The organism is Gordonia sp. G4 (assembly GCF_057770005.1).
The window spans coordinates 1,057,702-1,083,539 of the sequence record NZ_CM173442.1 but is presented as its reverse complement, the minus strand read 5'-3'; the positions used below and the strand labels follow the sequence as shown (position 1 = coordinate 1,083,539).

The 25,838-nt window shown below is 64.0% G+C and carries 22 protein-coding genes and 1 pseudogene; 8 read left to right on the top strand and 15 right to left on the bottom strand.

Going from position 1 to position 25,838, the window contains the following annotated elements:
- Positions 1-61 precede the first annotated feature (61 nt).
- Positions 62-232: a hypothetical protein gene (locus AC3B5T_RS04695; RefSeq protein WP_488358319.1), complete on the bottom strand. Its 171-nt coding sequence runs from the start codon at positions 230-232 to the stop codon at positions 62-64.
- Between the two features lie 269 nt (positions 233-501).
- On the opposite strand from AC3B5T_RS04695, the gene AC3B5T_RS04690 reads away from it, so the two are divergent.
- Both AC3B5T_RS04690 and AC3B5T_RS04685 read left to right on the top strand, forming a co-directional pair.
- Positions 502-612 carry a hypothetical protein gene (locus AC3B5T_RS04690; protein WP_488358317.1) on the top strand — a complete coding sequence of 37 codons (111 nt, stop codon included), beginning with the start codon at positions 502-504 and terminating at the stop codon, positions 610-612.
- Between the two features lie 104 nt (positions 613-716).
- A pseudogene (locus AC3B5T_RS04685) lies at positions 717-923 on the top strand (hypothetical protein); the annotation flags it as partial.
- 253 nt (positions 924-1,176) lie between these two features.
- On the opposite strand, the gene AC3B5T_RS04680 reads toward AC3B5T_RS04685, so the two are convergent.
- The 8 genes from AC3B5T_RS04680 to AC3B5T_RS04645 form a co-directional block, all read right to left on the bottom strand.
- A complete protein-coding gene (locus AC3B5T_RS04680) occupies positions 1,177-2,148 on the bottom strand; it encodes a PDR/VanB family oxidoreductase (RefSeq protein ID WP_488358747.1) in 972 nt (323 codons plus the stop codon).
- 22 nt (positions 2,149-2,170) lie between these two features.
- Positions 2,171-2,683, bottom strand: a complete 513-nt coding sequence (locus tag AC3B5T_RS04675) for a hypothetical protein (RefSeq protein ID WP_488358316.1) — start codon at positions 2,681-2,683, stop codon at positions 2,171-2,173.
- Positions 2,677-3,702: a phosphotransferase family protein gene (locus AC3B5T_RS04670; RefSeq protein ID WP_488358315.1), complete on the bottom strand. Its 1,026-nt coding sequence runs from the start codon at positions 3,700-3,702 to the stop codon at positions 2,677-2,679. The genes AC3B5T_RS04675 and AC3B5T_RS04670 overlap by 7 nt, the downstream gene beginning before the upstream one ends.
- 2 nt (positions 3,703-3,704) lie before the next feature.
- The gene (locus tag AC3B5T_RS04665) at positions 3,705-4,511 is read right to left on the bottom strand and encodes an SDR family NAD(P)-dependent oxidoreductase (RefSeq protein WP_488358313.1); all 807 of its coding nucleotides are present in this window, start codon (positions 4,509-4,511) and stop codon (positions 3,705-3,707) included.
- Between the two features lie 34 nt (positions 4,512-4,545).
- Positions 4,546-5,391 (bottom strand): enoyl-CoA hydratase/isomerase family protein, encoded by an 846-nt coding sequence (locus AC3B5T_RS04660; RefSeq protein WP_488358312.1) that lies wholly within the window; start codon positions 5,389-5,391, stop codon positions 4,546-4,548.
- A complete protein-coding gene (locus AC3B5T_RS04655; RefSeq protein ID WP_488358309.1) occupies positions 5,391-6,980 on the bottom strand; it encodes a class I adenylate-forming enzyme family protein in 1,590 nt (529 codons plus the stop codon). The genes AC3B5T_RS04660 and AC3B5T_RS04655 overlap by 1 nt, the downstream gene beginning before the upstream one ends.
- A 229-nt stretch (positions 6,981-7,209) precedes the next feature.
- Positions 7,210-8,319 carry an Rv3169 family protein gene (locus AC3B5T_RS04650; RefSeq protein WP_488358308.1) on the bottom strand — a complete coding sequence of 370 codons (1,110 nt, stop codon included), beginning with the start codon at positions 8,317-8,319 and terminating at the stop codon, positions 7,210-7,212.
- A 3-nt stretch (positions 8,320-8,322) separates the two neighbouring features.
- Complete coding sequence (locus AC3B5T_RS04645; RefSeq protein WP_488358306.1) at positions 8,323-9,477, bottom strand: cytochrome P450; 1,155 nt, start codon at positions 9,475-9,477, stop codon at positions 8,323-8,325.
- 436 nt (positions 9,478-9,913) lie between these two features.
- Here AC3B5T_RS04645 and AC3B5T_RS04640 point away from each other — a divergent pair, with 436 nt between their 5' ends.
- The 5 genes from AC3B5T_RS04640 to AC3B5T_RS04620 all read left to right on the top strand — a co-directional run bounded on the left by AC3B5T_RS04640 (position 9,914) and on the right by AC3B5T_RS04620 (position 14,875).
- The gene (locus tag AC3B5T_RS04640; protein WP_488358304.1) at positions 9,914-10,462 is read left to right on the top strand and encodes a cupin domain-containing protein; all 549 of its coding nucleotides are present in this window, start codon (positions 9,914-9,916) and stop codon (positions 10,460-10,462) included.
- A 75-nt stretch (positions 10,463-10,537) separates the two neighbouring features.
- Positions 10,538-11,311: an SDR family NAD(P)-dependent oxidoreductase gene (locus tag AC3B5T_RS04635; protein WP_488358302.1), complete on the top strand. Its 774-nt coding sequence runs from the start codon at positions 10,538-10,540 to the stop codon at positions 11,309-11,311.
- A 308-nt stretch (positions 11,312-11,619) separates the two neighbouring features.
- Positions 11,620-12,813 (top strand): thiolase family protein, encoded by a 1,194-nt coding sequence (locus tag AC3B5T_RS04630; RefSeq protein WP_488358301.1) that lies wholly within the window; start codon positions 11,620-11,622, stop codon positions 12,811-12,813.
- Between the two features lie 24 nt (positions 12,814-12,837).
- Positions 12,838-14,004, top strand: coding sequence for an acyl-CoA dehydrogenase family protein (locus AC3B5T_RS04625; RefSeq protein WP_488358300.1), 1,167 nt, complete (start codon positions 12,838-12,840; stop codon positions 14,002-14,004).
- 178 nt (positions 14,005-14,182) lie between these two features.
- Positions 14,183-14,875, top strand: coding sequence for an alpha/beta fold hydrolase (locus AC3B5T_RS04620; protein ID WP_488358298.1), 693 nt, complete (start codon positions 14,183-14,185; stop codon positions 14,873-14,875).
- A 736-nt stretch (positions 14,876-15,611) separates the two neighbouring features.
- Here AC3B5T_RS04620 and AC3B5T_RS04615 read toward each other — a convergent pair.
- From AC3B5T_RS04615 to AC3B5T_RS04595, 5 genes are all read right to left on the bottom strand, one after another.
- Positions 15,612-16,760, bottom strand: coding sequence for a CaiB/BaiF CoA transferase family protein (locus AC3B5T_RS04615; protein WP_488358297.1), 1,149 nt, complete (start codon positions 16,758-16,760; stop codon positions 15,612-15,614).
- 93 nt (positions 16,761-16,853) lie between these two features.
- Positions 16,854-18,485 (bottom strand): flavin-containing monooxygenase, encoded by a 1,632-nt coding sequence (locus AC3B5T_RS04610; protein WP_488358296.1) that lies wholly within the window; start codon positions 18,483-18,485, stop codon positions 16,854-16,856.
- A 1,189-nt stretch (positions 18,486-19,674) separates the two neighbouring features.
- On the bottom strand, positions 19,675-21,630 hold the full coding sequence (locus AC3B5T_RS04605) for a helix-turn-helix domain-containing protein (RefSeq protein WP_488358295.1): 1,956 nt from the start codon (positions 21,628-21,630) through the stop codon (positions 19,675-19,677).
- A gap of 608 nt (positions 21,631-22,238) precedes the next feature.
- Positions 22,239-22,595 carry an acyl-CoA thioesterase gene (locus tag AC3B5T_RS04600; RefSeq protein ID WP_488358294.1) on the bottom strand — a complete coding sequence of 119 codons (357 nt, stop codon included), beginning with the start codon at positions 22,593-22,595 and terminating at the stop codon, positions 22,239-22,241.
- 543 nt (positions 22,596-23,138) lie between these two features.
- On the bottom strand, positions 23,139-24,239 hold the full coding sequence (locus AC3B5T_RS04595) for an adenylate/guanylate cyclase domain-containing protein (RefSeq protein ID WP_488358293.1): 1,101 nt from the start codon (positions 24,237-24,239) through the stop codon (positions 23,139-23,141).
- A gap of 475 nt (positions 24,240-24,714) precedes the next feature.
- Between AC3B5T_RS04595 and AC3B5T_RS04590 the strand changes: the two genes are divergently transcribed.
- Entirely contained in the window at positions 24,715-25,518 is an 804-nt protein-coding gene (locus AC3B5T_RS04590) for a crotonase/enoyl-CoA hydratase family protein (protein WP_488358292.1), read from the top strand.
- A 55-nt stretch (positions 25,519-25,573) separates the two neighbouring features.
- On the opposite strand, the gene AC3B5T_RS04585 is transcribed toward AC3B5T_RS04590, so the two are convergent.
- Positions 25,574-25,825 (bottom strand): hypothetical protein, encoded by a 252-nt coding sequence (locus tag AC3B5T_RS04585; protein WP_488358291.1) that lies wholly within the window; start codon positions 25,823-25,825, stop codon positions 25,574-25,576.
- Positions 25,826-25,838 lie beyond the last annotated feature (13 nt).

Below are 25,838 nucleotides of genomic sequence, written 5' to 3'. Positions count from 1 at the left end.
CCTGCGGATCGGGGAGGGCGTGCCTTCCCCGATGATGGTCTACAAGAAACCGGGCCTGTGCTCACGACCACGACCAGTCCAACGACGACAACCCCACCCGTGGCCAGTCGTTGCTCGACGAGATCGTCCGCGACGGTGCCGGCAGATGCTCGCGGCCGCTCTGCAGGCGGAGGTCGCCGCCTGTATCGAACAGTTCGCTGATCAGGTCGACGAGAACGGTCGCCGTCCGCAACGGCTACCTCCACGCCCGCAACGGCCTGACCGCCGCGGGCGCGACCACCGTGAAAGCCCTCCGGGCAACGATAAGCGCATCGACCCGGACATCGGCGCGCGGCAGCGATTTTCGTTCGCGATCCTTCCGTCCTGGGTGCGCAAGTCCCCGCAGATGAACGAGGTACTGCGCTGCAGTATCTGCACGGGGCTCCACCAGCGACTCCGGGGCCGGCGCTAGAGCAGTTCCTCGGATCGGGCGCAGGGCTCTCGGCGGCCTCGATCACCCGGTTGACGACCCAGTGGCAGGACGAGGCCAAGGCCTTCCAGGGTCGGGACCTCTTGGGCACCGACTTCGTCTATCTGTGGGTCGACGGCATCCACCTCAAGGTGAGGACTTGAGCAGGACGAACTATGCCTGCTGGTGATGATCGGGGTCCGCGGGTACCGGCCGGAAGGAGCTCCTCGCCCTCACCGACGGATATCGCAAGTCCACCGAGTCGTGGGCGGACCTGCTGCGCAGTTGCCGACGCCCCGGCATGACCGCTCCCGTCCTCGCGGTCGGTGACGGCGCGGTGGGGTTCTGGAGGGCACTGCGCGAGGTGTTCCCCGAAACCCGCGAGCAGCAGCGCTGCTGGTTCCGCAGCAGGCCAATATTATTATTCTTGCTGCGGTGCCGAAGTCGGCGCATCCGGGTGCACTTGCGGCGATGAAGGAAAGAATCCCACACCCGAACTGGGCCTTCGCTTGAACGCACACCGATCGAGCAAGCCACCTGAGCGGCCCGAAGTTGACCCCTGCCAACCAGCACTCAACGAGAGACGTATGTGGAAAGCAGATCCACGAAGGATGTCACTCTCAGGAGCTCACCTGCATACACGCGTTTCCTCGTTGGGACGACACGTATCGACCACGAGACGTTATCTACCCGCGACGAAAACGGCCTGTTGCTGACTGGGGAGAGGGCTATACGTCGAGGACGATGCGAGGGGTCTTCGACCTGGAGCAGCACGGAGTGATGACCTCTCCGGAGGCGCGTTGCTCCTCGGTGAGCACTGCGTCGCGGTGCTCGGGTATACCTTCGAGCACCCTCGTCTCGCAGGTTCCGCAGACTCCTTCACCGCAGGAGACGGGAATGTTGATGCCGTATCCGGCGAGTACGTCGACGATGGTTTGGCCGGCGGGTACCTCTGCGGTTACTCCGGACTGCGTCGCGACGACCTCGAACGTCGCCTGCCCTGAAGACTCCGCCCCCGTGGCAACGGGTGCTTGGAATCGTTCCACGTGCAGTGATCCGGGGGGCCATGAGCGTGCAAGGCGTTCGACGGCTTTGATCAGAGGTTCCGGGCCACAGCAATAGATAGCCGTCCCGAATTGCGGCGTACCCAAAACGGTGTCGAGGTCGATCAGGCCCCGCTCCTCTTCGGGCCAGATCTCTACCTTGTCGCCGAAGCGGTCGAGTTCGGTGAGGAACGCCATGGATTCGCGGTGGCGGCCGCCGTAGACAAGTGTCCACGGTGTTTCCGGACGGGTCGCGTCGAGTTCTTCGATCATCGGTAGGAGGGGTGTGATGCCGATTCCACCTGCGATGAAGAGGTACCTGCGGGCGGATTTCAGCGGGAACTTGTTGCGCGGTCCCCTTATCCGGAGGTGGTCGCCGGCTCGGATGCGGTCGTGAACCCATTCGGAGCCGCCCCGGCTCTCGCTGGCGCGGAGGACCGCTACCCGCCAACGGGACCGGTCGTCTCGGGGTCCGCACAGGGAGTACTGCCGTTCGAGTCCGTCGTCCAGTATCAGATCGATATGTGCGCCGGGATCCCAACCGGGTAGCGGCCGGCCGTCGGGCGTGACCAAGGATAAGGTTCGAACTCCGTCGGATTCCTCGTGCACGGTTTCGACGAGGACGTCGAATCCGGTCACGTCATGAGGTTGGGACATGCTGTCGGTCTTGATGTTTCCGCTAGTGGTCATCGTCGGTTCCTGCCGCTTGTGCTTCGCGCTCAACCATGCGCAAGTACAGTTCCAATATTTTTTGCTCGAGTTGCTCGCGGAGCGCTTCGTCCAGCGACTGGTCTGAGCGCCAGCGGCGGTCGAAGTCTTCGAGGAGGCCCTGAAGGGCTTCGTTGACGGCCATTTCCATGGCCAGTCTGTGGTCGTGCACGCGGTACTGCCGTGTATCCGTACCGTTACCGCCGGTTGCTTTTGTCAGGCGAGTGAAGAGGGCGCTGTAGTCAGCCCCGGTGGTCGCGGCGGCGACGTCGGCGAGGGCGATGCTCAAGGTTGCGGCAATGTCGTCGTTGTCGGCCGCCAAATAGGCGGGCATCCGGTCCCAGGAGCGTTCGAGTCTGCCGAGGATGTGCAGTGCCGCCCGAAGTTGGCGGGCGGCGCCCCCGTCGGACACCTTCGGGAGCACGTCCTCGGTCAAGCCGCGGCGTACTCCGCCGAGCAGTTCTGTGGTCGTCGGTTTCAGCACCAGGCCCGTCCTTTCCCGTCGTCGGCGATCCAGTTCAAGCTGCGTTTGAGCGAGGCGGTGACGGTCGCGGCGCGGTCCGCCAAGCGGAGGTTCCCGCTGACACCGTCGGCGAACGAGCGTGATGCCCGCAGGGAGATGGTTGCGAACTTCACTTCGGCGAAGACCCGGTAGAACCGCAACGCGTGTTCGGTCACCTTCGGTCCGCCGAACTCCTCGTACGATCGGACGAATTCCTCGAGGCCGACAAATCCTTCCGGACTCCACAGCGCCCGGTAGGCCCAGGCGAGATCTTCGACCGGGTCACCGAGATGCGCCATCTCCCAGTCCAACAACGAGATCACGGTGTTGTCTTGGTAGAGAAAGTTGCCCGGGCGGAAATCGCCGTGCACCACACAGATCCGGGTCGGCTCGGGCAGGTTCTCCCGCAGCCATCCGAATACGTATCCCAGCGCGGGATGAGGCTCCATGCGGTTGGTCCGGAACTGGGCCTCCCAGGATTCGATCTGTGCGAGTGGGCTGCGGTCGGTGGGTCCGGATGCGAGGATTTCACCGAGGCCGAGTCCTTCCCAGTCCGAGCAGTGCAGTTCCGCGGCGGCCCGGGCGAGGTCGAGGGTCAGCTTTCGGCCACCTTCCCGGTCCTCGGATCGCAGGAAGGCGAGCGGGTCCGCGCGTCCAGGCATCCGCTCGAGCAGGATCGACGGCGCGCCGACCACGGAGCCGTCCGCGTCGAGCGCGAAGGCGCGTGGTGCGCGGGTCGCCGAGTGCCCGAGTGCGCTGAGAACACCGAACTCCCATTTTGGGTCGACGTCGACCTGTGAGCCGTTCGTGCGGCTGAGCATGATGACCGATTCGGAGCGGCTGGCACCGGATTGGTCCGTCCAACGGGCCGTCGATGCCCAGGCGCGTCGGGCGTTGCCGCCGAAGACGCGCTCGACGCCGTCGGCCCGTACGTCGCGAGCACCGGGGATCGAGACGCGCAGCAGCTCCTCGATCCGCTCGCCGATCTCCGAATCGTCCATGGTCAGCGCACCCCGGCCGCGACTCGCATGACCTCACCGGTGACGGCGTCGGACTGCGGTTCGAGGAAGAAGGCGATTCCCTCGCCCAGATCCTCCGGGGTGGCCAGGTCGCCGAGAGCGGTGTAGGCGAGGTGGCGCTCGTGATAGCCCGGTTCGATCCACGACTTGACGCGGTCACTCAGGACCAGGCCCGGGGCGATGCAGTTGGCGCGGACGCCCTTGCGGCCCATCGACATGCTCAAGCTGCGAGTCAATCCGACGACGGCGGCCTTTGCCGAGTTGTAGGCGGCGTTGCCGAGTTCGGGGCGGTTGGCGAAGGCGGCCAGTGAGGCGACGTTGACGATCTTGCCGTAACCCTCGTCGTAGAAATGTCCTTCGATCGCCTTCGACAACAGGAAGGCACTGTTGACGTTGAGTGCGAAGGTTCCGACGAAGTAGTCGAGTGAGATGTCCGACAACGGCAGGTCGTACACATCCTGGTTGATGTTGACCATGCCACCGGCGACGTTGGCGATGCCTTGCACGGAGCCGAACTCGGACAACGCGTAATGGACGGCGTCCTGGGTGCCGGACTCGGTGGTCACATCGACCTTGATCGTCTTCAGCTTCCCGGGCAGATCTTTGGTCTTGTCCTCCGTCTCCGCCAGTCGTCGCGAGCTCAGATCAACCCCGACAACGTTCGAACCGACGCGCAGCAGTCGTGCTACCGCGGCGCCACCGATGCCGCCACCCGCTCCGGTCACGATGTAGGTCCGATCCTGCAGGGCCCGATTGGATCGGGGCGGAGCGGTAAAAGGCTGAGTTGACATGTGTGGTCGTCCTTCTGGTGTGGTCGTACGGTGATCAGATGTAGGAGCGCTGCTCGAACACGGGGGGCCGCTTTTCCTGCAGCGCGGCGAGCCCCTCTTTGGCTTCGGGGCCGGTGAAGCCGAGGATTCCGAAGGCCAGTGACGCCTCGAAGGACGGCCACGCGGCCCGAATCCAGTTGTTGAGAGCAAGTTTGGTGAATCGGATCGCGCTGGGCGCTCCGCGGGAGAGGCGGACCGCGATCTCGAGGGCGCGAGTATCGACCTCGTCGTCGTCCACGCAGAACGACACCAACCCGATGCGCTCGGCTTCCTCGCCGGTGATCGCGTCGCTGGTCATGAGGTAGTACTTGGACTTGGCCATGCCGCACAGCAGCGGCCAGAGCGCGACCGCGTGGTCGTCGGCGGCAACGCCGAGGGTGGTATGTCCGTCGACGAGTTTCGCTGTTCGTCCCGCGACAGTGACATCGGCGAGTAGTGCTGCGGCCAGTCCGCCGCCGGCGGCGGGACCGCTGATCGCCGAAACGATCGGTTTGGTGCAGTCGAGCATGTTCTGCACCAGTGCGCGGCCTTCCTTCCACATCTGGCAGCGGAAGTCGTAGTCGTCGATGATCCGCTGGACCATGTCGAAGTCGCCGCCGGCGGAGAAAGCGCGGCCTTCGCCCGCCAGTAACACCGCTGAGACGGTCGGGTCCTCGTCGATCAGGCGCCAGATGGATCCGAGGTCCTTGTGCATTTGGAAGTCCAGCGAGTTCATCTTGCCGCGGGAGAGCAGGACCCGCAGCACATGGGGAGCGGGCCGGTCCAGCTTCAGGCTTTCGTAGTCGGGGTAGACGACCGGAGATGTTTCCGGGGCGGTTGTGGCGTTGTTGGGGGTGGGCATCAGGCGGTTCCTCCGACGTATTCGATGGGTGCGCCGGTACCGAATTCACGGCGCAGAGCCTCTTTTTGGATTTTTCCGTACACGGCGCGCGGCAAGTCCTCTCGGAATATCACCGCACTGACCCGTTGGTACTTCGCGAGTTGGTCGTTACCCCAAACCCGCAGTTCCTCCTCGGTGATCGCGGCACCGGGGCGGGGAATGGCGATCAGGATCGGGGTCTCTCCCCACTTGGGGTCCGGCTTGGCGATCGCCGCGACCTCGAGGACGTCGGGATGGCGCATGAAGACCTGCTCGATGTCCACGGCGAAGATGTTGATGCCGCCGGACTTGATCATGTCCTTCGCACGCCCGGAGACGTAGAGAAAGCCGTCTGCGTCGACGTGGCCCACGTCGCCGGTGCGCATGAAGGAACGACCGTCCGGTGCGTACCAGGTCGCCGCTTCGGTCAACTCCGGGTTGTTGTAGTAGCCCTTCATCATGCCGATGGACCGGGCGACGATTTCTCCGGTCTGCCCGACGGGCAGTTCGATACCGTCGTCGCCGACGATGCGTACCTCCTCGAGCATGATCGGCTTGCCGACCGAGGTCCGCTTGCCTTGGGCCGCGTCCTGGGGGATGCGCAGGTAGGCAAAGCCTTCCGAGAATCCGTAGACCTCGTAGATGCCGGCGTTCTCGAAGGCGCGGTCGATGGCGTTGTAGGTCTTCTCGGCGATCGGCTGACCGGAGGTAACCAGGCATTGCATCGAACTGACATCGAAGTCGCTCAGGTGCGGATCCTCGAGCAACGCGATGTACTGGGTCGGCACGAGGAAGGCGTGTGTTCCCCGTTCCCGTTCGACCGCTGCCAGGAAGGCGTTCGAGGTGAACTTTTCCAAGATCACGATTTTTCCTCCCCGGTACATCGTGGGGATCATCGTGATCCAGGTACCCGACGCGTAAGGCGGAGTTGCCAGGATGGCGGTCGAGTACCGATCGATGCGCAGCCCCATGCCGAAGCCGTAGGGGTACATCATCCGGCTCAGATGGGTGTGTTCGATGCCCTTCGGCATCCCGGTGGTTCCGGAGGTGTAGAGGATTGTGATGGTGTCCTGCGGCTTGATCTTCACCGGTGGCGCCTGCGGTGAAGCGCCCTCGATCAGGGGCCGGATATCGGACCATCCCGTCCCGGGTGTCCCGAAGGTGAAAAACCGATCCGCGGGAATGTTGGTCAGCTTCGAGCGAACGGACTCGATCTGGGCCGCGGTCTGCGAATCGACGAAAATGATCTCGGCATCGGAATCGTTGAGCAGACGGGCCAGTGAGTCGCCGTCGAGTAACACGTTGAGCGGAACGGTCACGCACCCCGCCTTCGCGCTTCCCCAGAACGCGATGAAGGTGTCGATCGAGGCGGGCATCAGGAGTGCGACTTTGTCGCCCTTGCCCAGTCCGAGGTCCCGGAGGGTGTTGGCGAACCGATTGGTCGCCTCGTCGACCTCACGCCAGGTCATCCGGGTGTCCCCGCACACCAACGCAGTCTGATCTGTGAAGACGCGACCGTTGTGGCTGATCACGTCCGGACACATCAGGGGAAAGTCGTACTCGAGGGTCATGGGGTGCTCTCCTGTGCGGTGGTAGCGCTTCATGCGGATGGGGAGGTCGGTGCATGTGGTGCCCTGCGGCCGTGACACATGCACCGGGTGCGGGAGTCACACTGTGGTGATAGCCACACTAGGGAACGAAGGCGAAATTCTTTGGACTAGTCACCTCTATCCTTTGTGCACAAGTCCAAGATCCGGTTCGTCGGCTGCACCGGGGTCGGGGGCTCTGATCGGCGCCGGTTCAGAGGAAGGCCCACCCGCGCTCACCGCGGGCGCAGGACTCGTAGGCGTCCGGTTCCAATGGTTGCAAGATCCCCGTGGTGGTGCGGTCCTCACAGGTGATGCGGCAATGGTGCTCGTTGAGACCGCTGAGCTTCGAACGCACGGAGGCCTCCCGCACGTCGAATTCGTCGCCTTCCACCATCGGCTCTCCGAAGTATTCGCCGTGATGCAGACCCGTTTCCGGGCTCCCACCGTAGAGGCCGCACTTCATGTACGCGGTCTGGAAGCCCAACCGTTCGAAGTGCACTTGCCGTTGCTCACCGGTGTCGAAGGTGTAGTCGATCACGCCCTCGGTGAAGATTTGGGTGTCTTCCTCGAACCGGAGCCGGCGTTCGACGTTGACCACCCTTCCCGCTCCCGGGCGGGGATCGCCGAAGTCGTAGAGGACGGTGCGACCCCAGATCGCGAAGTCGTCGAACCAGATCCAGTTTCCGCCCTTCCAGCCGGCCTTCACCGTGCGGCCCGGATGCATTCCGGGTCCGCCGACACCACGCCCGATACCCCAATGCCGGTCCCGGGTTCCGCGCGCGGCACCTTCCGGCCATTCGACTCGGGCGTCGCCGATCTGCACCCACCCGGTCACGTCGCCGAAGCCTTCGAAACCCGCGGTCACATGCTTCTGGGAACCCGCGGGCGTTGCTGATTTCAAAGATCCGTAGGCGGCGCTGTAGACCTGCCGCTTGCGGTCGACCCAGTCCAGGTCGTAGGAGATGTCCCAGTCATTGGGTGCGAGTACATGGCGCCATCGTCGAAGCCCCTCGACGATAGACGGCCGGATCGGACCGACTTGCAGGTCCATGCGGTCGACGCCGAGTGGACGGAATGCACGGATGGACCGGTGGATGCCGCGATAATTGACGATCGCATACGCCTCCGCCAAGTCGAGGTTCGGGTAGAAGGTTCCCCCCGCAGCGATCAGCAGATCACCCACCTCGTCATGGAAGACGTTCCAGTATCGCTCGTAGAACCGTGGGTCCGAGGAGTAGGCCACCCTAATCGGATCCGGGGTCTGATGAATGAGGTGATCGTCGAGTGGTGCCAGGGGAAACTGCTCGTCGAGGTGGTCCATGGATCAGCTCAACTTCACCGGAAGCCGGGTGGGGCCACGGGTGACCATCGAGTTGCTCCAGGCGATCTCCTCGACCGGCTCACTGATCCGGTAGTCCGGGAAGCGCCGCACGATTTCCGTCAGGGCGATCTGCGCCTCGAGCCGGGCGACGGGGGCTCCGAGGCAGAAGTGTGCGCCCTTGGAGAACGCAACATGGGCATTCGGGCGACGCTGAAGATCGAGTTCGTCGGGTCGATCGAACACGGCAGGGTCACGATTGGCGGCGGCAAGGATCGCGAAAATGCGGTCGCCCTCGGCCAGATGCTGTCCACCCAGCTCGGTGTCCTCGGCAACTATTCGGGCTGTCGAGAGCACCGGACCGTCGTAGCGCAGGAATTCCTCGATTGCCCCCGGTGTCACCTTGGCTGGATCTGCGCGCAATTCAGCCAGCGTTTCCGGGTGCTCCTGCAACGCCAGGAGGGCATTGCCGATCAAGTGGGCGGTGGTCTCCTGGGCGCCATTGCCGATCATCATCATCGAGGCGACCAGTTCGTCCTCGGTCAGTGTCTCGCCATCGATTTCGCTGGTGATCATGCGGGTGAGCACATCATCCTGCGGGGCCGCCTTCCGGTCCGCAATCAACTCGCGAAACAATTCCGCCATCGACAATGCGCCGTGGCGGGCCCGGCCGTACTTGTTCTCCACCGAGCGGGCACTGCCGATGAACAACATCATCTCGTCCGACCACTGCTTGACCTCCGGCAGCCGCTCCCGCGGGACGCCGAGCAGATCCATCACGACGTATCCGGGCAGCTGCAGACCAAAGTCGGTGTAGAAGTCGAACGATTCGTTCTTCGGGAGACCGTCGAGCAATTCCGTGGTGATTTCCAGGATCGGCTCGCGCAGGGCCTTGGTCATGTTCGGGTTGATCACCTCCGCCAAATGGCGGCGCAGACGGGTATGGTTCGGCGGGTCCTGGAACACCATCCAGATCGACAACCACCGCATGACGTCGGCGGCGGAGGCCTGATCCTTTTCCTTGAGCCGATCGAAGACCGGCACCAAACGGTTCGCCGAGAACACCGCCGGTGTCGTCAACACCGTCTGAACGGACGCCGCGTCCACCGCCAACCAGGCCGACAGCTCCGCGCTCCAGTGCACGGGGGCCTCGGCCCGCATCCGGGCGAAGGTGTCATACGGGTCACGGAGGGTCGCAGGATCCGTCGGGTCGAATTTAGTAGTCGAAGTAGGCACTGTTTTCTCCAGATCATGTGGCTGGGGCCACCACTTCTATCCGCGGCTAGGACTACCCGCGGCTGGGACGTGGCCGGCTCGTGTTTCGAGCATCACACGGATGAGTGCGCACCCGTTGCCGCCGGCGTCCAAAACGTTGGACATCGGCACAAATAGTCATCGACCCTGGTGATTGGTGAGACGGCGGCGTGGATGGCCGAAGAGTCGAGGACGGAGGCGGGCGCCGCGGGTACTCCTCGCCGCTGCTGGCCTTTCGGTAGTCAGGCCCGACGACACGGTGTCCTCGTCAAGTTGGATAAGGGTACAAAATTTCGTCTCACGGGCCGCGCGATAAACGAGAGCGCTATGAGACTGTCGTCACATGAGCCTTTCAATCAAACGCGTGGTCACCGGTATCGATTCCAATGGCAAGTCGGTCGTTTACGAAGCGTCCGATGTTGCACCCGTCGAGTTGGCGATGATGCCCGGCGCCCAGTTCTTCGCGATCTGGGGCACCGAGGGAGCCCTCGAGAGTCCCGTTGTCTCCCCGCAACCGGACAACAAGACCTTCTTCCCCGGCCCTGGGGGCACCCGGTTCGGGTTGCTTCGGTTCCCCCCCGAGTCCGCGGCAGAGCCGGACGCCCCTGCGCCCACGGAAGAGGAGCTTTCCGAGTGGGCCACGGAGGCCGAAGCCAAGCTTCCCGGCCTGGTCGGCGTCTTCGAGCCCGACGCCCCGGGTATGCATCAGACCAAAACGGTCGACTACTCGATCGTCGTCGAAGGTGAGCTCTACCTCGAACTCGACGACGGGGCCGAGGTGCACCTTCCCACCGGGGCGACGATCGTGCAGAACGGTGCACGCCACGCCTGGCGCAATCGAAGCGACCAGCCGGCGACCCTCGCCTACATAATCCTCGACGTCGACAAGTAGGAGTCGGCCGGACCTCAACATTGCCGCCGAGACAGATCCCCCCGCCCGGGCATCCGGGATACCTAGGAGATTGTTGTGCCTACCAACCCTTACAAGTCGCTCGATCTGACGGATAGATCGCTGATCGTCACCGGAGCCGGCAGCGGTATCGGCCGCGCCAGTGCAGAGCTGTTCGCTGCGCGTGGTGCGAACGTGATGGTCGCCGACATCAACGAGCAGAACGCGAAAGAGACCGCGGAGCAGATCAAATCCGATGGCGGCCGGGCCGAATACCTGCGCACCGACGTCTCCGTCGAAGAAGAGGTCGAGGCCCTGGTGCACACCACGGTCGAGAAATTCGGTGGCCTGCACGGCGCGTTCAACAACGCCGGAATCGGGCCGCAGTCACCACTTCACGAGACCCGCGCCGAAGACTGGTACCGCACCCTCGGCATCAATCTGACCGGTGTCTTCTTCTGCCTCAAGCATGAAATCGGATACCTGCTCAAGCACGGCGGCGGGTCAATCGTCAACACCGCATCGCTGGCAGGGTACAAGGCGGTGCCCGGGATGCCGGCGTACGTGGCGAGCAAACACGGCGTCGTAGGACTCACCCGCGCCGCCTCACTGGACTACGCCTCCCAAGGCATCCGGGTCAACGTCGTCTTGCCCGGCACCATCGCCACCCCGATGCTCGACTCGGTGCTGCACGATCCGGTGCTGGCGAAGTCATTGGCAGAGGGTCAACCGATCGGACATGTCGGGAACTCGATCGACATCGCCGAGCAGGCTGCCTGGCTACTCTCCGACGCCTCCGCCTTTTCGACGGGTGCACTGTTCTTCGTCGACGGCGGCAGCAGCGGAGTCTGACGGCGTCCTCACCGAACGCGGGTCCACCTCATCGTGGTGGTGCTTTGTGGGACTGTCCAATTCTGCCAAGCGCCGCCGAGGAAACCGCGCTAATACCCTGCTACACACAAGGAACATCACTCTCACCATCGGTGATTGCCTCGAGTACCTGGGTTCGCTGCCACCCCACTTCGCACCACCGGTGTCGTACCAGTCGTGCCGAGAAGCGGCCCCGGGGAGGGCCGTTGACCGCCGAGGCGGTCGGCGGCCGCGCCAGCCCTTCTCCGGGCACCGACCGCTTCCCCCTGCAACCGAAAGAAGTTCAACTCATGACCAACGCGGTGATCGTCGATGCCGTCCGCCTCGCCTCCGGCAAGGGCAAGCCGGGTGGTGCCCTGTCCGGCACCCACCCCGTCGACCTGCTCGCCCACGTGCTGCGCGCCGTGGTCGACCGCAACAACCTCGACCCAGTTCGGGTCGACGATGTCATCGGCGGCTGCGTCTCCCAGGTCGGGGAACAGGCGCTGAACATCTCCCGCTCTGCGCTGCTGGCGGCCGGGTTCCCGGAGTCGGTGCCCGCGACGACCGTCGACCGCCAGTGCGGGTCGAGCCAGCAGGCCGCGCATTTCGCGGCACAGGGCGTCATCGCCGGCGCGTACGACATCGTCATCGCCTGCGGGGTGGAATCGATGAGCCGGATCCCGTTGGGCGCCGCGTCGATCGGTCAGGACACTGCCGGACCGGGCATCGCCGCCCGCTACCGTCAGGGCCTGGTCCATCAGGGCATCTCCGCCGAGCTGATCGCGGCCAAATGGAAGTACGACCGCGAGGCCCTCGATGTGTTCTCGGCCGAATCCCACCGCCGGGCCGCCGCCGCGGCCGCGGCCGGACTCTTCGCCAATGAGATCGTGCCCATTGCGGTACACAACGACAACGGCAACGTCGTCGAACACACCGACGACGAGACGGTACGCGCCGCGACCACCGCAGCGGGGTTGTCCGGCCTCGAGCCGTCGTTCCGCACCGACGAGTACGCCGCCCGGTTCCCCGAGGCGCAGTGGCTGATCACCCCGGGCAATTCGTCGCCGCTGACCGACGGGGCGTCAGCGGTACTGATCATGAGCGAGGAAGCCGCGGCCAAGCTGGGTGTGACTCCGCGGGCGCGGTTCCATTCCTTCGCCGTCGCCGGGGACGATCCGCTGTTCATGCTCACCGCCCCCATACCGGCCACCCGCAAGGTGCTGGCGAGGTCGGGGCTGGGCATCGACGACATCGACGCCTTCGAAGTCAACGAGGCCTTCGCGCCGGTGCCGTTGATGTGGGCGCACGAGTTCGGGGCCGACCCGGCCCGGATGAACCCCCGAGGTGGCGCGATCGCCCTCGGACACGCCCTCGGCTCGTCCGGCACCCGGTTGCTGACCACGCTGATCAACCACCTCGAGTCCACCGGTGGCCGCTACGGCCTGCAGACCATGTGCGAAGGCGCCGGCATGGCCAACGCCACCATCATCGAACGCCTCTGAAAACGAAAAGTCGGAACAACAACGATGCAGCGCACCTTCTTCGAAGAAGACCACCAGGCGTACCGGGAGACGGTGCGCGAATTCCTCGCCCGCGAGGTCGAACCACACTATGAGCGGTGGGAGACCGAACGGCTCATCGACCGCTCCGCCTGGCTCGCCGCCGGCAAGTCCGGGATCGTCGGCCTCGCCATCCCCGAGGCCTACGGCGGTTCAGGCGTGACCGACTACCGGTTCCGTAACGTCGTCGCCGAAGAGATCGCCCGCACCGGTACCACCTCCTTCGGCGCGGGTATGAGCCTGCAGGACGACGTCGCACTTCCGTACATCATCGATCTGGGCACCGACGATCAGAAGCAGCGCTGGCTGCCCGGCATGGCCGCCGGCGAACTCATCGGCGCGATCGCCATGACCGAACCCGGCACCGGATCGGACCTGCAAGGAATCAAGACCACTGCCGTCCGCGACGGTGACGACTGGATCCTCACCGGCCAGAAAACGTTCATCACCAACGGCATCCACGCCGACGTGGTGATCGTCGTCGCCCGCACCGACCCCGGTGCCGGCGCCCGCGGCTTCTCCCTGCTCGTCGTCGAACGCGACATGCCCGGCTTTACCCGAGGACGCAAACTGCGCAAGGTGGGCCTGGCCGGCCAGGACACCGCCGAACTGTCCTTCGACCGGGTGCGCGTGCCAGCATCGAACCTGCTCGGCACCGAAGGCCGCGGCTTCCTCCACCTGATGGAGCACCTTCCACTCGAACGGACCTCCATCGCCGTCGCATCGATCACCGGCGCACGCGCCGCCTACGAATGGACCAAGAACTACGTATTCGAACGCACCGCATTCGGCGGACCGATCGGCGACCTGCAAACCACCCGATTCACTCTCGCCGAGATACTCACCGAAATAGAAGTCACCCAGTCGCATATCGACCGGTGTGTCCTGGCCCTCAACGCCGGGGAGCTGACCGCCGTCGACGCCGCCAAGGCCAAATGGTGGGCCAGCGAATTACAGAAACGTGTCGTCGATCGGTGCGTGCAACTGCACGGCGGCTACGGCTACATGCTGGAATACCCCATCGGCCGCGCCTACGTCGACACCCGCGTCCACACCATCTACGGCGGCACCACCGAAATCATGAAGGAAATCATCGGCCGCGACATCGCCGCCGACATGTCCGCACCCGAGTAACCCGAACACCGGACAGCAGGCTCCGTGACCGAACTTGTCCCCATCCAAGGAAGACCTGCCCGACGGGCCAGTTCACACCCATGAACTGGTCCAGCAACAAGGACGGGCGACCAAGTAACCAACTGCCGGGGCCGTTTTGATGCGGCCACCCGGCGTAACGCGAACTGAGGTGGAACCTATGGCCAAGCCCGTACTTCTCGTGCACGGTGCCTTCACCGGAGCATGGGCATGGGACAAAGTGATCGCCGAACTCGAACGACACGGCATACGAGTAAATACCGTAAATTTGACGAGCCGCGGTCCGGACGGAACGCTCGAGCGGGATGCCCAGGCAGTCCGCGACGCGCTGAAGGATTTCGACGAGCCGGCCGTCCTGGTCGGCCACTCGTATGGTGGTGCCGTAATTACCCGTGCCGCCGCGGACAACGACGCCGTGGCACATCTCGTCTACGTCTGTGCAGCTCTGCCCCAGGCCGGCGAATCCGTAAGCGACCTCCTGAGCCGCGACCCGGAGCCACAGGGCGATCTCGCGGCAGCGCTCGAGCCACGGGAGGACGGCACCGCCACCCTCGAGCGGGCGGCAGCACGGGAAACCATGTTCAACGACGCCCCCGACGAGCAAGTCGCCCACATACTGGACAAGATGGGATCACACGCGCTCGGCACGCTCGGCGAGAGCGCCACTGGACTCGGCTGGCAGCAACACCCCACCACCTACGTGATCACGCTCCAGGACAAGATGTTCTCCGTCGCCTTGCAGCACGAGTTCGCGAGCCACGTCGATATTGTCGTCAAGGTGGACGCGGGACACGGACCGATGTTCACCAAACCGGCCGAGATCGCCGAGGCAATCGCCGTAGCAGCGAGCTGACACAGTCCAAGGGCTGGGCCGGAACGAATTCCGGCCCGGCCTGGCGACGCGTAGTCCGATCTAGAACTCCTGCCCTCTGTTTCGCGGGACACACCTCATGCGGGCGTGTCGTCTCAACAGCACCGTGGCGTGTCATCGAGTCACACGACGCTCCGAAGGGGGCCAGCAACGACGTCCAGGCAGTGGCCGGTCGTTGGGTGTCGGTCTAGGCGAGTGGGCGGGTGGTCTGCCTCGTTACTGTTCGCGAGCCCTCCCGACTCGGTTTACCGAGCGGCGGCGCAGCTCCCCACCGATCGCGCCTGTCCGCCGGCGACATTGGCCGCGCGTGTGGGCCGGGGGATTTGCAGTTCACCTGCCCATTCGGCGGTATCGGTGAGCAATCGCACAGACCCGGCGGGTGTGGGAGAGCTGACGTTCAAGCGCCTTGGGGATGGTGCGGGCCGGCCTGAGTTCGACTGGCGTGTGTGCGCATCGATCTCTGCGGCCGGGAGGCGACAGAAGCCACGATCAGCCCGAACGGGATGCGCAGCAGGTGCTGATCTGCGGACGAGCACCCCTGCGGGAGGAGGCTGGACCCACATCCCGAGATGCGCTCGCAGTTTGCTCGAGGGCTCCTGAAATCGCTCCTCATTAACGTTTTCAGCGGGGCTCGCCGGCTCGCTTGCCGATCAGGACCCGGCAATCGCGACTATATGAGGGCCCGGAGGGCGTTCCCGATCCGTGGCTGGGGCGAACGCTACTGGGCCGGTTCAAGGCCGTTCCGGCCACTGCCCGACGGATCGTCGAGGATGCCTGTCTCGTCGACCTCGAGCTCGGCGAGCACCTGGCGCGTTTGGTCGCTTCCCCACGCGCTGGTGCCCAGCGGCCGAAGCGCCGTTCGGCTGAACCGGGGCGCCGGCGAGGGAAGGAGATCGTCGCCGGCTCGGGTGAAGATTCCGCGTTCCCGGTTGTGCGGATGGTCCGCGGCCTCCGTTGCCGTCAACACCGGGGAGAGGCAGGCACCAGCGGCCTCCGGGTGCTCGGACCACTCGGATTGCGTGCGCCGGGCGAAGACGGCCCCGAGTCGTTCACGCCACCAGGGCCAGGTGACACGATCCCACCGATCCGGCCCGTCCTCTGGAAGTTCGAGCAGCGCCAGTAGGGACTTCCAGTACTTCTCCTCCACGGCTCCGACCGCGACAAGCTGGCCGTCAGATGTTGGGTATACATCGTAGAACGGGGCGCCGGAGTCGTTGAGGTTCGAACCCCGGTCGTCGTTCCACCGGCCCTCGTTGCGCATCTCGTGACTCATGGTGCTGAGCAGCGCGTGGCCCTCGAGCATCGAGGTGTCGACCACCTGTCCCATGCCGGACTCGCGGGCCTCCAGCACGGCAGCGGTCACTCCAAGCGTGAGCAGCATTGCGCCCCCACCGTCGGCGAGCAAGTTCATCGGGGGTGCCGGCAGGGTGTCGGCGCGTCCGAGGTGGCCGAGAACGCCGGAGACGGCTAGGAAGTTGATGTCGTGGCCGGGATGGTTCGCCAAGGGCCCGGTCCGCCCCCAACCGGTGATCCGTCCGTAGACCAGCCGGGGATTTGCAGCCATACAGTCGGCAGGTCCGACACCGAGGCTCTCGGTGACTCCGGGTAAGAAGCCCTCGATGACGGCATCGACCCTGCTCGCGATCGCAAGCGCGGCCCGCCGGCCCGCACGGGTGCGCAGATCGAGACTCACTCTCCGCCGACCCCGCCCGAGCCCGACGTCTCCTGACGGTGTGATGTCATCGGCGGGCCGAGGGCGGCAGATGCTGATCACCTCGGCGCCGAGATCGGCCAGCAGCATTCCACTGAAACGCACCGGACCCCGGCCCCCCAGCTCGAGCACCTGCAGTCCGTGCAGGGGTCCCACATCGATTCCTTTCCCGTTCGGATCATCGCGCTTTGAGGGTCCGCTCGTGCTACTGCACCGAGCGGACCCCCAAAAAACGCGCGCCGACGTCAGCTAGGCAAGAGCGTGCGCCGCATCAAGCACGTAGCTCGAGAACCCGCTCTCGACCTCCTGCTTCACTGCTTCGACGTAGCTGCCCAAGCCGCCCAGGTAGCACAAGGTGCTCGGCTTCTTTCCGGGTACGTTCGCGCCCAGGAACCACGGCCGGTCGCCCAGGCCCTGCTCGAGCAGCGTCGCCTTGAGCACCATGTCGCACTGGTCCGACCAGGCCTCGACACCCTCCGGAGTGGCCTCGACACGGGTGGCCTTCTCGGCCAGGGCGCGTTCGAGGATCTTTTCGATGAGCTCGACCTGCGTCTCGATGACCGGCGGGTGGCTGGCGAAAGGCGCCTGAGGTCCCAGGATGGTGAACAGGTTCGGGAAGCCGGCCGCGGACAGACCGAGCAACATCTTGGCCCCATCTGCCCACTGCTCCGCGATCGTGCGACCTCCGACTCCGCGGATGTCCAGGTTGGCCAGGGGGCCGGTGATGGCGTCGAATCCTGTTGCGTAGATGATCACGTCCAGCTCGTACTCGGCGCCGCTCACGGTACGTAGACCGGTCGCAGTGATCTCGTGGATCGGATCCTCCCGCACACTCACCAGAGATACGTTCGGACGGTTGTACGTCTCGTAGTAGAAGGTTCCCAGCGGTGGGCGCTTGCCGCCGATCGGGTGGGTCGTGGGGCAGAGCAGCTCGGCGGTGTGCGGATCCTTCACGATGGTCCGGATCTTGCGGCGGACGAACTCCGCGGCGGCGTCGTTGACGCGCTGGTCTACCAACAGGTCGTCGACGGTCTCGAAGATGAACCGGAAACCGCCGGCCTCCCAACCGGCCTCGAAGACCTTCTCCAGCTCCTCGTCGCTGAGCTCGGAACCTAGCCGCTGCGGAGATTCCATCGGGAAGCCGAAGACGTGCTTGAACGCCTTGTCCCAGACACTCTCGTAGTCGCGACTGAGCTCGGCTTTCTGCTCGGGCGACAACGCATGGTTGCGTGTGGGCACCACGAAGTTGGGGGTGCGCTGGAAGACCGTCAGATGCTCGGCGACGTGCGCGACACTCTGGATGACCTGGACTCCGGTGGCGCCGGTACCGATGACGCCGACCCGCTTGCCGGCCAGGTCGACCGGCTCATGGGGCCACTGGGACGTCGAATAGTACTCGCCCTGGAAGGAGTCGGCTCCCGGGAAGGGGGGCTTGAAGGCGACGCCCAGCCACCCGAGGCCGGTGATCAACCAGCGGCAGCTGACCTCGAGGCCGTCCTTGGTGACCACGGTCCAACGGTTCGTGTTCTCGTCGAAGGTCGCGCCCGTGACCTGCGTATTGAACCGGATGTGCTTGCGCATGTCGTGCTTGTCGGCGACATGGCGAAGGTAGTCGAGCGTGTCGGGCTGCGCGGAGAAACGCTCACGGAAGTCCCATTGCTCCCAGCCCTCGCGGTCGAAGGAGAGGCAGTAGGCCCAGCTCTCGGTGTCGGTCCGCGCGCCGGGGTACCGGTTCCAGTACCAGGTTCCGCCGACGTCGGTACCGGCCTCGAACACTTGCATGGACAGGCCGAGCTTGCGCAGGGAGTGGATTGTGCGCAGGCCGGCGAAGCCTGCGCCGATGACGACGGCGTCCACGTCGGACAGGGTCTGCAATGGCATAACGGGTGGTCCCTTCGATCTTTCAGGTTGTGTGTTGCTGGGTGCGCCGGGCATCGGCGGTCTATCTAGATCGACGAACTGGCGTCGAGGATCAGGTGGGCAAGGTGGCCGGCGCGCTGCCGTGGGTGCCAGCTGGGTCGGACTCGTCCTGGACCCGGCCGCCCACCGGAAGGCGCATGTCTTCGGTGGTGAGGCCAGTGGCGACTCGTTGGAGGGGAACGGTCATGAGCCACTGTGACACGCATCTCAGAACCGGTCATCCTCGTGCCCAGCACAAGTTTGTGCACTAATACAGAGGCGGTCCGAGGAACGGCTCCCTGGGCTTTCCGCGGTGGTAAGTGGTCCGAGGAACGGCTCCCTAGGCTTTCCGCGGTGGTAAGTGCGGGATCCGGATCGATCTGGGGGGCGGCGACCTGCGGAAGGCGACGCCTCCGCCGGAACGGGACCCGCGGCCCCGGCGCCGGTATGGTCTGGCTGGTTGAGCGAGGCTGCTGGTTAGACCCCGACAAACGAACCTCGCCCGACGGCACCACTCGGCAGCTGCCTCACGGGGTCCAATCATCAGGCGACCTTCATGCGGTGGCTTCCCCGAGAGACTTCGGCAGCGGGCTGTGTCACGGGAGTGCGACGCCCCCGAGCGGGTCGTAGGACTGATTTGCCGTGACGGATCAGGAGCTCGGGGAGGGAACGAGCATTACTACCGGGTCGTCAAAGGGAGCCCGCGCCACCACCGGCATCCTGCAGCCCCTGCAACCCCCGCATCACCTGCGTCGACCGGCAGTTGGGCTGGTGACTGTGGGACGACCACTGCACCCTCTTTGTATGGATACACAAAATGCCGCGCCGGAATCATGGCAGCGAACCCCTGGGCGACCTATCGCTGGAGAGGCAGACACCGCCGCGGCCCAGGTCGAACCATCGTCGGGCCACCTCTTCGCCCTGGCTACCTTCGTAGGAGCTGAAATGTTGAGATTCCAACGTCGCGGCGCGGGTCCAGCTGCACCAACTCCATCGACTGGGAGTACGACTTTTCCCTGGATATGACCAAACATCAAGACTCACCAGCCGCAACAGGTGTGCGTGGATCCTTGGCTTCGTAGGGTGGGTACCCACGAAGGTCACTGATCAGCGCAGATTGCAGGGCGTCCCCCGCACGCGGGAACGTCTGAAACCGCTTACCTCAGAGCTGCTAGTCCACGTCCGCGTCGTCCGCGTCGTCGGCCTCGCTCTGATCGCTGGTTTCCGTGAGGTGGCCTGTCATCGTTAGGGCGGATGTCGGGGGAAGCAGACCATTCATCCGCAGAATGAGGAGTGCGAGCTGGGCAGTGAGCTGGGCGTGTGCATCGGTGGCGACGTCGAGGCCGGTCAGCTGCTCGATTCTGGCGGTGCGATAGCGGATGGTGTTGGCGTGTACCCCGAGAAGTCGCGCGGCGCGTCGAACGCTCCACCCGGCATCCAAGAAGACGCTGAGCGTGGTCAACAACTCCCGGGTTTTGGCGCTGTCCGACGCCAGGAGCGGGCCAAGAGCGTCATGCGCGTAGCGCAAGGCATCAGTCGGGTCGGTGGAGGACAAGAGCAGACGGCCGGCGCCAAGCTCGTCCACGGTGAGGAATTGAGTGCCGGGAATGCCCAAATGGTGGTGCATGCAGGACAGGACCTGACGGGCCTCGTTGAAGGCGCGGGTGTCCTCACCCGGGGCGTGGGCCACGGTGGAGATGGCAACGTTCAGCGCCTCCGCGGAGGCGATTCCGGTGAGGGCGGCGCGGACTCGATTTTTGGCCCAGGCGACACCGCGGCGGTGATCGGCACTCTCGGGAAGTTCGAGAATCAGGGCAATGTCGTTCCCGGATGGCGCCGCCATGACCGCCGAGGGTGATTCCCGATCGGTGAGCCGTTTTGCCAGCACCTGCGGTGAAATTTGCAGGGGCGCATCCTTCTGCCGCGCAGCAACCAGGCATACGACGCGGGGAACGTCCAGACGCAGGCCCAACACCTCGGCCCGCTCTTCGAGGGCCGCGACCGACTCATCGCCACGTAACAGACTTCCGGTGAACGCCTCGATCGTGTGCCATTGAACGGTACCGGCGCGTCGCTCACCGGATCGTTCCAGCGCGATGTTCAGCGCGGCGCGGCGAACCACGGCCTCATCGAGCGGACTCAATCGACGGCCGTGCTCGGCTACCACCACATAGCCCCAGCAATCCCCCTCGAGCATGACGGCGCAGAGGAGGAGACGGTGATGCAACCCAAGCCAGGGGAGAGGTTGGATCACCGTGGGCGTTCCGGGCTTCAATTGGGCAAGAGATTCCCTGACCGCTGGAGCCTCGCGAATATCCTTGTCCAACAATTTAGGGGTGAAGTTCTGCGCGGACCGGGCGGGGAAGGACAAGACTCGTCGTCGGAAGGCGTTGTCGTAGATCGCGCACGGTTTGCCCAGAAGGCGGGCGACCGTGTCACCAATCTCCTTGAGGCTCGACCCTCGAAGCACTATCTCTGTCAACTGCTCTTCCAGGCTGGCGGCTTGCCGCAGTTGTTCGACCTGCGTGGCTACCGTGGACAGACTCGAGCGCAGCCGAGTGGTCAGCTGTGTCTGCCGGATCGCCGTGGCCCCCAGATCCGCGAACGCGACAGCGAGTTCCTGGTCCGCGGCGCTGAACTCGACCGGGGTGTTTTCGCTGTCGAGGTAGACGGCCCCGATGACTTCATCGTGAAGGACCATCGGAACACCGAGGACGGATTGAGCGTTCCATCGGCGCATCGCGGATTTGATCGGTCGCGGGTCGGACAGGGTGTTCAAGAGGGCCACCGGTCGGCGAGTCGTGAGGATCTCCCGGGTGAAACTATCCTGCATCGTGCCGCTGACCAGCTGTTTGACTTGGGCGTCGATATTGGTCGGGGCATGCGCCGCCCGACCGTGCAGAAGCCCGGTCTCCTTATCCACCAGATGGATGCTGCATCGGCCGGCACCGGTCAATAGGCACAGCTTTTCGGCGATCACATGCAATACGACATCGAGATCGCGGCCCTCGGCCAGCGCCTCGGCCACCTCACGAAACGCGGTGCACGCCCGGATGTCGGCGCGGTAGGAACCTGGTGCCGTGGCGGCCGGTTTACGCTTATCAGGCAGGGGGGCTGCAGTGCTCACACGAATCTCCGTTGATCTGGGTCACGCCTGGAGGTAACCCGTAATGTGAAGCCTGCCACATGACCCATGCAGCGCCATGCTCGCGCTGAGAAAACCTGATGTCAAATTTCCGCGCGGCTTCACCGAGGATGCCCGCATAGCGGCGTGCCTGTCACGGTCGGTGCGGTGGTCGAGGATAGGACCGGATGATGGAACTGACCATGGCTGACGTAGGGCCGTGACCACCACGATCGCGACCCGACGAGCCGGGTAAGGCGAAAAATCTCGACGAGCTGTGCGCCCGCGACCGGCGGCATCGCGACCATGCCCGCATGGTATTGAGGATTACGGGACAGCAGGCCCATCGACGTACGAACCGAAAGTTGTTGCGGCGTTGATCTTCTGCTGGGCAGCGCTGGCAACGGGCGGCAACTTGACGGCAGGTCTGCGGCGTCATTGACGGACGGCATGAGGTACCGTCCTGAGAGGCCGCAGGTCCGTGCTTCTTCATGACACGTCACACAGGTCCGTGGCCTCTCAAAGTTGGATCTGGGGCAGCAGGCACTTATGTAACGCGAGCCGGTAGTCCGCACTCAACCCGGCTGCACCGGCTTGGCCTTCTATGGTATTCACGTCGACAGACCGCGACACGGCCACACAGCGCCCCCTTGGAAGAGAGCAGCCCCTAGCCGTACCGAGGTTGTTCCGATCTCCTGGACGCCGATTCCGAGCTGTACCTCGCCGGGGTAGGAAACTTCCGCGGCATAGTCGATTTCGACGTGTGCCAGCACCATCCTCATCGTGCGCTTCTCGGAAAGATAGCTGTCTACCATTCGATACAGATGGACCCGTGCCTCTTCGAAGAATCTCGCGATCGCCACGTTGTTCACATGGCCGATGGTGTCAATGTCCCCGAACACCAGGCTGAGGTCGCGCTGACACGGGTACTTGTCGAGCGGCAGGCGATCGAGGGGATACATGGTCATGAATTACTCCAGGTGTCCGTGTTGGCGTGATGAAGAAGCTGACCACCACAGGCCGAGCACATTCACCCGCATCGTCGGAAGTCGCAGAACCAGGTCGAACATCGCCGACTCAGATAGTGGGGTGGGCCTCGGACCGGCAAGCATGTGCTGATCGTCTCAGTAACGTCAGTAACAGGATTCTTTCTCGACGGGCCCATGCTGTGCACAACTCCAAAAACCCCACCAGTGGGATGAACCGGCACCACCAAATCGCCATCTGGCCACCACTCCCGTCGTGAGATTCTTGTTGACTCACCCAACACGCAAAATGGGCTGAAAGCTGGAGTGCTTCATGATCGAGTCACAGGGTTGGGAGTCCCGTCCAGGTCCATCGCGTCGAGGACGAGGCTGTCAACGACAGTTTAGACGAGAGCCACGAGGTGGTGAGCGGACCTTAACGGGGCGGACGTGAGATACCTGGCTGCCAATTTGCGAACTTGCACGCGGCTCGCGTTCAGGGGCACATTCGTCTGTCCTTCATGTTCTGCACGCGCGGCCACCACATCAACGATCCTGCGCCGGAGATAGGTCATCCCTATACTGCTGCACGCGTATTCGATATAGCTGACTGCCCTCGGTTAATCCCTTCAGTTGATACGTTCCCGCCGATTCAATCGTTATTTCAGCACTGCTGATTCGGCGCATGGTCTCACTGTCTGCAAGTACCTCGAGCGGCTCCGCTATGGTGGCGATCCTGCTGGCTCGATTCAGCGGTTGGCCAATCCAATCGCCAGCGCTGCGGACGGCGGTACCCCACGCTATGCCGGCATGTATGGGTGGAAGGCCCTGCTGTTGAGCGGCGGCAAGAATTTTGAGCACAACTACAGCGAGGCGTGTGGGATCGGGTGATAATAACATCACCGCGTCGCCCACTGTTTTGACGAACTGGACCGGTGGTTCGACCAAATCTGTAGTTAGGGTGTCGAGTCGATCCGCCAAGTCGCCCAATTCGGTCGGCGTCAACTGTTCGCCTAACACAGTGAACCCGACCATATCGGCGAAACATGCTGCGAGGACATGTGATTCAGACGTATGTTCAGTAGTGATGTCTGCACGAATTTGTTGACTGATTTGCTGTCGAAGGCGAGTGGCGACTGCCCGGTGGAGAAGTTGGGATTGGAATTCGGCGAACCGTTGCAACTCATGCGCAAATTGTAAAGCGGTTTCGGGTCGATCGCGGTTGGTGTACAGATTGTTCTGTATCAATGACTTGCTCGCGTCGGCTAAAGTCGAGGTATTTCGGCCCACAATCCGGGCGAACGCGAACAACCCAGCGTCTGCGATACCCAAAGCGCGATACTCGTTGAGTAGTTGCGCAAGGCGCAGGTCGTCATCGTTATAGTCTACCGAAGTACTTTCAGACACGCCGCGGCCCATTGACCTAAACCATCTCTCCACGTCTTCCGGCGAAATGTTGGTCGATTGTGCAATCTGCTCCAACGAGTATATGGCGCCGTGGGGCGACAAGGTCACGTCGAGCAATTCGTGACCTAACTGGCCTTCACGAGTGGCAGACACGAGGCCATCGGTACTGATCCCACGGTCGGCGAGATATTGCAGTACCCGGATTCGAGTAGATCGTTCTGTTCCGTCCAGACCTTCCAACAAGCCAACCTCTGCGAATTCGCGAATACGCCGGTGCCGTCGAAAAACTCGGACGAACGCGGACAACAAACATCTACCCATTGACGACGGCACGTCAAGATTGTCTCAGGCCGCACCCGAGGCGGCTCCGGGCCAGACTCAGCGCCGATTCCATGCCCAGCGGGGATACGTCGTCTCGGGCTCCATCATGGGTGGTCGGACGGGGGCGGTCGGCTCCCAATTCGTGTTGAGGCCACGTGCGCGCGATCGGGACGAGTGACCCCATGTGCCCCACGCAAGGCGGCAACTGACTCTGCGAGGGACCGTAGCGATCGCACAGCTGAAGGCCTGTCCGGCCCTACGCTGCAGGCCACCGACAGGGGCACGTCCTCAGCCGACTACCCGAGTGTTTCTGTAGAAAGAGTTATTGGAACACCGTCCAGGGATCTTTCCCCCGGCGGAGGATGTAACGTGGTCGGACGGCTAGATTTCCCCCATGGGCGAAGACAGGGTGCGTGTCCGAGTAGGGGATAACGGTGTCGCGACGGTCACCATGGTCCGAGGCGACAAGCACAACGCGTTGGATCATGCAATGTTCGAAGGATTGCTTGAGGCCGCCGACGAGTTGGCAGCCAACCGACGTGTTCGAGCAGTCGTGCTCCATGGGGAGGGCAAGAGTTTCTGCGCGGGCCTGGATGTTCCGAGCTTTCTGGCTGGTCCAACGGGTATCGATGTGCTACTCGTCCGACAGCACGGCCACAAGGCCAATTTCGCCCAACGCGCGGCTCATGACTGGTCGCGCGTCCCTGCACCGGTGATCGCCGCCATCACCGGCAACTGCTTCGGCGGAGGCATGCAGATCGCACTCGGCGCCGACATCCGTATCGCCGCGCCTGACGCGAAACTCTCCATCATGGAGGTCAAGTGGGGGCTGGTGCCGGACATGGCGATCACACAGTCGCTACCCAGGCTGGTCGGCATCGACGTTGCCAAGGAACTTACTTTCACCGGCCGCATCCTCGCCGGTGATGAGGCCGATGCGCTGGGTCTGGTCACTCGCACGGCGGAAGACCCGCTGGCATCCGCGTTGAGATTGGCAAACGAGATTGCCCAGAAGTCACCCGACGCGGTCCGCGCGGCCAAGCGCCTCTACGACGAGACCTGGGCCGGCGCCGACGCCGCCGCCGCGCTCATGCTGGAAACGGACTTGCAAACCGAACTTTACGGGAAACCTAATCAGGTCGAGGCCGTCACAGCAGGCGTCTGCAAACGCGCTCCGTCATTCGCCGATCCAGACTGAGGCCGGCGCCTGGGAGTTCAAGGCACAGTGGGCGGGAGGTCCGACGGCGCATCCCTCACAGGGTCGTGACAGGGGCGTGTGCTCGTTCCTGTCGGTTGTCGAGCGAGACCGGGTCACTCGGTGACAGGCGGCTCAGGAACGAGACCACCACGATCACCAGTGCCGCGAGCACCGCCACGACCAGCGCCGCCAGTATCAAGAACCCGATCCGGCGACCCCGCGGACCGGCAACACCGGCCTGCGCGGTGCCGCCGGTCGCCGACACCACGCGCGAGCTGCGCGCCGGCGAAGCAGTCTTCCCGCTCACCCCGCTCACCTGC

Bases quoted from the DNA above. Each gene is read 5' to 3' on its own strand.
- AC3B5T_RS04680 (WP_488358747.1), bottom strand. From the start codon at position 2,148: ATGTCCCAACCTCATGACGTGACCGGATTCGACGTCCTCGTCGAAACC.
- AC3B5T_RS04670 (WP_488358315.1), bottom strand. From the start codon at position 3,702: ATGGACGATTCGGAGATCGGCGAGCGGATCGAGGAGCTGCTGCGCGTC.
- AC3B5T_RS04665 (WP_488358313.1), bottom strand. From the start codon at position 4,511: ATGTCAACTCAGCCTTTTACCGCTCCGCCCCGATCCAATCGGGCCCTG.
- AC3B5T_RS04660 (WP_488358312.1), bottom strand. From the start codon at position 5,391: ATGCCCACCCCCAACAACGCCACAACCGCCCCGGAAACATCTCCGGTC.
- AC3B5T_RS04655 (WP_488358309.1), bottom strand. From the start codon at position 6,980: ATGACCCTCGAGTACGACTTTCCCCTGATGTGTCCGGACGTGATCAGC.
- AC3B5T_RS04650 (WP_488358308.1), bottom strand. From the start codon at position 8,319: ATGGACCACCTCGACGAGCAGTTTCCCCTGGCACCACTCGACGATCAC.
- AC3B5T_RS04645 (WP_488358306.1), bottom strand. From the start codon at position 9,477: ATGCGGGCCGAGGCCCCCGTGCACTGGAGCGCGGAGCTGTCGGCCTGG.
- AC3B5T_RS04640 (WP_488358304.1), top strand. From the start codon at position 9,914: ATGAGCCTTTCAATCAAACGCGTGGTCACCGGTATCGATTCCAATGGC.
- AC3B5T_RS04630 (WP_488358301.1), top strand. From the start codon at position 11,620: ATGACCAACGCGGTGATCGTCGATGCCGTCCGCCTCGCCTCCGGCAAG.
- AC3B5T_RS04625 (WP_488358300.1), top strand. From the start codon at position 12,838: ATGCAGCGCACCTTCTTCGAAGAAGACCACCAGGCGTACCGGGAGACG.
- AC3B5T_RS04620 (WP_488358298.1), top strand. From the start codon at position 14,183: ATGGCCAAGCCCGTACTTCTCGTGCACGGTGCCTTCACCGGAGCATGG.
- AC3B5T_RS04610 (WP_488358296.1), bottom strand. From the start codon at position 18,485: ATGCCATTGCAGACCCTGTCCGACGTGGACGCCGTCGTCATCGGCGCA.
- AC3B5T_RS04600 (WP_488358294.1), bottom strand. From the start codon at position 22,595: ATGACCATGTATCCCCTCGATCGCCTGCCGCTCGACAAGTACCCGTGT.
- AC3B5T_RS04590 (WP_488358292.1), top strand. From the start codon at position 24,715: ATGGGCGAAGACAGGGTGCGTGTCCGAGTAGGGGATAACGGTGTCGCG.